The sequence below is a fragment of the Parasynechococcus sp. genome (assembly GCF_042954245.1).
Taxonomy (GTDB): domain Bacteria; phylum Cyanobacteriota; class Cyanobacteriia; order PCC-6307; family Cyanobiaceae; genus Parasynechococcus.
The window spans coordinates 1-4,333 of the sequence record NZ_JBGKDP010000181.1; the positions used below are offsets into that span (position 1 = coordinate 1).

The window sequence follows — 4,333 nt, forward strand, 5'->3', positions numbered from 1 at the left end:
ATCGGCACCCCAGCCCCGAACCTGACGCACCTGCTCGGCACCGGAGATCCCAAAACCAACCGCAACAGGAACCGGTGAGGTTTGTTTGAGTTGCTGCACCAAACCTTCAACCCTACGTTCCATCTGAGCTCGCTCACCGGTGACACCGGTGACACTCACCAGGTAGGTGAAACCTCGGCTGCATGTGGCAATCCGACCCATCCGATCTTGGGGAGTGGTAGGTGCAACCAAGAGTACCAAATCCAAGCCACGACGCTCTGCGATTGTCGACAACCGCTCCGCTTCTTCGAAGGGTAGATCAGGTACCACCAAACCCGCTGCGCCAGCCTCCTCTGCAGACTGGCAAAACGCCTCCATCCCCACATTGAGCAGTGGATTGGAATACGTGAACAGGATCACGGGAATCTGCAGCTGGCCTTTCAACGACCGCAGCATGTCCAGAACACCCTTTGGAGTGGTCCCGGCTGCAAGGGCACGGGAAGCAGCAGCCTGAATGACCGGCCCATCAGCGAGAGGGTCGCTGTAGGGCATTCCCAGTTCCACTATGTCGGCCCCTGCGCTTTGCAGGTTGAGGAGCACATCAGCGGTGACCGCGAGATCCGGATCGCCGGCCATCAGGAATGGCATCAAGGCGAGGCGACCGTCCTGCTTCAGCTGTTCAAAGCGCTGGGCGATGGAAGAGGACTGCTGATTGGGCATCTCGTTCAACCGACCAGGAACAAACTTCGGAAGCCTATGAGTCGACGGGGGCCTCACCATCCGTGGGAACCGATGCATCCGCTCCAATCTTGCGCAGCAGTGCCTGTTGTTCCTCCTCGGGGAGAGCATCAAAACGGGCTTGAAGCGCCTCAGCTTCCTGTTTGTCGTAGACCTGGCGGTAGCGACGCCGCTGGTCCATGTAGGTCATCTGACCGGTAACCACACGAAACAGGTAGGAACTTGTCCACATCACCACAATCACAACTAGCAGGGCCTCCGCAGCAATCCCTGCCGAAAACCCCTCAAAGCCTGCAGCCTGAAAGCCGACCTGCCCAAGCTCTCCAAGCAGGAGGACTGCAAGTCCGATCAGAAGAACCTTGCCGCGCGTCAAGTCAGACGTCTCCTTGCCCGCTCAGCCGGAAATTGAGGAAAGGGGCAAACAGGATCATCCCCGGGAAAAAGAGGAAGACCATACCGTAAATCCCCAGACGCTCCAGCTTGCCCATGCCATGCCAACGCTGGTTCATCCACGCATATAGGGCGAGTGGAACCACGATGAGATACAGGCCGCCCAGAACGGTGTAGGCCAAAAGAACCAACAACGTGTCCTGTGGGACTTGAGAAAGCAGGGACGAAAGGTCCAAGGCCTAGAGGACAGCTGACGGAAATCTAAGATGTCTGGGCGGGGGCATGGCGGAATCGGTAGACGCACGCGACTTAAAATCGCTTGGGCCGAAAGGCCTATGGGGGTTCAAGTCCCCCTGCCCCCACCACCTGCGCTCAAGACGGCAGCAACTCAGCGAGCTTGGTGCGGAAATCTCCCTTGGGCATGCCGCCCTTCAGTTCTCCCTCGATCGAAAAATCTCCATCGGGATCGTTCACCAGCAGATAGGTGGGCCAGCCCATCCCCTCCTTATTAGGGTATTGCTTTAGAAGGATCTTCCGATATTTGCGATACATCTCGGTGTCCTGCAGCATCACGGAGATAAAGCTGCAGCCGAGTTCCTCGGCCACCTTGCCGTCGTAGTGACTCATGCGGTGACAGGTACCGCAATCTTCAGAGCTGAACTTGATCAAGTGCATCGGCGACGGCCCAGGACAGGATCTCTCCAGCATGGAAAGGAACCAGTCCGTTCACAAGTTCCGGCATAAGATGATCACGACGTTGCAACGTGATGCGACGCGTGTTGACCGGAAGGTTGTAGAAGGCCGGTCCATTCAGACTGGTGAAGGTTTCGAGATGGGCCAGAGCGCCTTCCTCATCAAAAACCTGGGCATAGCTCTCCAGGGCGAAGGGCGCATTGAAGATGCCGGCGCATCCGCACGAACTCTCCTTGGATGCCCGCTCGTGCGGTGCCGTGTCGGTGCCGAGAAAGAAGCGTGGGTCACCGCTGGTGGCCGCCTGGCGCAGTGCCTGCCGGTGACATTCCCGTTTGGCAACGGGAAGGCAATAAAAATCACTCCGCAAGCCGCCGGCAAACATCGCGTTGCGGTTGATGTGCAGATGGTGGGGGGTGATGGTGGCGGCGAGATGGCGATCCGCTGAGCTGACGTACTGCACCGCCTGCTCGGTGGTGATGTGCTCGAACACAACCTTCAGCTCGGGATGGCGGTCCCGCAGCGGTGCCAGATGGCGTTCGATGAACACCGCCTCACGGTCGAAGATATCGATCTCGCTATCCATGACTTCACCATGGATCAGCAAAGGCATGCCGATCCGGGCCATCGTTTCCAGCACAGGATCGATCTGCAGCAGATCCGTCACCCCTGCTGCGGAATTGGTGGTGGCGTTGGCGGGATAAAGCTTGGCCGCAGCAAAGACGCCTTCTCGAAACCCCGTCTCCAGCTCGGCAGGGGCGATTGAATCCGTGAGGTACGCCGTCATCAGGGGCGTGAACTCCAGATCAGCGGGACATGCCGCCTGAATGCGGTCGCGATAAGCGCGTGCAGCCGCCGCCGTGGTCACCGGGGGACGCAGGTTGGGCATCACGATGGCCCGCTGAAAACGGCGGGCTGTATGGGCCACAACCTGGTTCAGCATCTCTCCATCGCGGAGATGCACGTGCCAATCATCTGGAGCGATGATCGAGATCTGATCAGACATTCAGCGGCAAACCATTCACGGCAAGGCGCAAGGCATCGAGTCGATCACCAGTGATGTGGCTTTGGGGGAGCCGATCCAACAGCTTCAACTTCTGAAGACGCTTCTCCGTGCTGCCCGTTGCACCGACCAAGAACACCTGACGACTCTCTTCAATCGCTTCCTTGACAGCATTCTCGAGGGCGATCGCAGCGGTGACCCCCAGGTGGGACACCTCGGAGAGGTCGAAGACAACCGCCTGACAATTGCCGATGGCGTTGTGCTCGCGCGAGATGGCCTTGGCCACGCCGAAGATCATCGGACCGGCGAGCTGAAACAGCAGAACCTTGCCGGAGGCCTGATCCAGCAACACCTGCTCTTCATCGGTCAGCTCCACATCGTCATCGGCGGTGCTGATCGTTTTCACTTTTCTGGACTGCAACGTGCTCATCCGATCAATGGTGAGTACGTTGGCAACGAAAACTCCGATGCCCACTGCAGTGATGAGATCCACCAGCACCGTGAGCGCAATCACGCCGTAGGTGATCACCGCTGCTTTCACCGAGAGATGGTGGGCCCGTTGGAGGAAATCCCAATCGATGATGTCGATGCCTACCTTCAGGGCGATGCCCGCCAGCACAGCGAGGGGAATCGTGGAAGCGAGAGGAGCAGCGGCCAGGACGACCACCATCAGAATCACCGCCCGGACAATGCCCGACAAGGCCGAACGTCCGCCGGCCTGAATGTTGACCACGGTGCCCATGGTGGCTCCCGCTCCAGGCAGTCCTCCAAAGACGCCCGAAGCAATGTTGGCCAGTCCCTGACCCACCAATTCCTTGTTGGAGTTGTGCTCAGTGCGCGTCAGGCTGTCGGCCACAACGGAGGTGAGCAACGCATCGATGCAGCCGAGCATGCCCAGCACAGCTGCATCCACGAACATCAAACGCAGCTGTCCACCCGAAAAGGTGGGCACATGCAGGCTGGGGAGCTCAGCGTTGAACGGCGGAATGGTCTTGAGGCCAGCGTCATGGAACAAGGTGATCGACAGAACCGTTCCCAACACCAGAGCCAACAGCGGCGGCGGACAGAAACGCTTCATGCTGGCTGGGGTGAACCAGAGGATCGCGACGGTGATCAAAGCCAGCGCCAGCTCCATCGGCTGAACACCAGCAATCAAGCCCGGCAGGTTGGACAGGGTTCCCATCACCCCGCCTGATGAGGTCTGCCCCAGGAAGGCTGGCAACTGAAGAATCACCAGGATCGCTCCAATCCCCGACATGAAGCCGGAGATCACCGTGTAGGGCATCTGCGTGACGTATCGCCCCAGACGAAAGACCCCGAAGAGGATTTGGAACAGACCCGCCAGGATGACCACGGTGAAGGCCATGGCCATGGCCGTTTCCTTGTCCGGAGCTGTAGCGGTGAAGCTCAAGATCACCGAGGTGAACACCACGGTCATCGGACCGGTGGGTTCCGAAATCAGCGTCGGCGTGCCTCCAAACAGAGAGGCCACCAGGCCGATGATCACAGCCCCCCAGAGGCCAGCAGCAGCGC

Annotated in this window: 6 protein-coding genes and 1 tRNA gene; 1 reads left to right on the plus strand and 6 read right to left on the minus strand. The window is 59.2% G+C overall.

The features are described from left to right. The 3 genes from trpA to ACGVJ8_RS08060 all read right to left on the minus strand — a co-directional run. A partial coding sequence (gene trpA / locus ACGVJ8_RS08050; protein WP_392347060.1) for a tryptophan synthase subunit alpha occupies window positions 1-699 on the minus strand: 699 nt, incomplete at its 3' end. A 34-nt stretch (window positions 700-733) separates the two neighbouring features. Then, window positions 734-1,090: a DUF3007 family protein gene (locus ACGVJ8_RS08055; RefSeq protein ID WP_392347062.1), complete on the minus strand. Its 357-nt coding sequence runs from the start codon at window positions 1,088-1,090 to the stop codon at window positions 734-736. A gap of 1 nt (window position 1,091) precedes the next feature. Then, window positions 1,092-1,343 (minus strand): NAD(P)H-quinone oxidoreductase subunit L, encoded by a 252-nt coding sequence (locus ACGVJ8_RS08060; protein ID WP_392347064.1) that lies wholly within the window; start codon window positions 1,341-1,343, stop codon window positions 1,092-1,094. A gap of 40 nt (window positions 1,344-1,383) precedes the next feature. Here ACGVJ8_RS08060 and ACGVJ8_RS08065 point away from each other — a divergent pair. Then, window positions 1,384-1,472, plus strand: a tRNA-Leu gene (locus ACGVJ8_RS08065). A gap of 7 nt (window positions 1,473-1,479) precedes the next feature. Here ACGVJ8_RS08065 and ACGVJ8_RS08070 read toward each other — a convergent pair. The 3 genes from ACGVJ8_RS08070 to ACGVJ8_RS08080 all read right to left on the minus strand — a co-directional run. Further along, window positions 1,480-1,782: a thioredoxin family protein gene (locus ACGVJ8_RS08070; protein ID WP_025362365.1), complete on the minus strand. Its 303-nt coding sequence runs from the start codon at window positions 1,780-1,782 to the stop codon at window positions 1,480-1,482. Next, window positions 1,757-2,803: a dihydroorotase gene (gene pyrC, locus ACGVJ8_RS08075; protein ID WP_392347066.1), complete on the minus strand. Its 1,047-nt coding sequence runs from the start codon at window positions 2,801-2,803 to the stop codon at window positions 1,757-1,759. The genes ACGVJ8_RS08070 and pyrC overlap by 26 nt, the downstream gene beginning before the upstream one ends. Continuing rightward, the coding region (locus ACGVJ8_RS08080) for a SulP family inorganic anion transporter (protein ID WP_392347068.1) at window positions 2,796-4,333 on the minus strand (1,538 nt) is incomplete at its 5' end. The genes ACGVJ8_RS08080 and pyrC, both read right to left, overlap by 8 nt.